This window comes from Massilia sp. 05N420, from assembly GCF_056397205.1.
On record NZ_JBFTMX010000301.1, the window covers coordinates 1 to 354 of the forward strand.

Here is a 354-nt window from a genome sequence, read left to right on the forward strand (position 1 = left end):
GCCCAGCTCGGCGGCTTTAGCAGCGCGTTGTAGTCGAATGCGACGGCCCAGCTCGGCGGCTTTAGCAGCGCGTTGTAGTCGAATGCGACGGGATCGTAGGGGGCGAAGAGCGACGGCCAGATCGCCACGATCAGGCTGAGACCGAGCATGATGCCGCCGGAGATCAACGAGCGGGGAAGTTTGCGCCAGCGGAGCGCGGGGCGTGCGGCTTTGGCCGCTTCGGCGCTCATCTGGCGATCCTCGGATCGAGCCAGGCCTGGACGATGTCGGTGACCAGGAAGGTTAGCGACACCAGGATGGCAAGCGCGATCGTCAGGCCCTGCAGCACCGGATAGTCGCGGCCGTAGATACTGT

1 protein-coding gene and 1 pseudogene are annotated in these 354 nt (G+C 65.3%); both read right to left on the reverse strand.

Going from position 1 to position 354, the window contains the following annotated elements; all coding sequences use genetic code 11:
* Positions 1 to 230: pseudogene (locus AC1DIX_RS28420) on the reverse strand (hypothetical protein); the annotation flags it as partial.
* On the reverse strand, positions 227 to 349 hold the full coding sequence (locus tag AC1DIX_RS28425) for an ABC transporter permease subunit (RefSeq protein WP_477328706.1): 123 nt from the start codon (positions 347 to 349) through the stop codon (positions 227 to 229). The gene AC1DIX_RS28425 and the pseudogene AC1DIX_RS28420, both read right to left, overlap by 4 nt.
* Positions 350 to 354 lie beyond the last annotated feature (5 nt).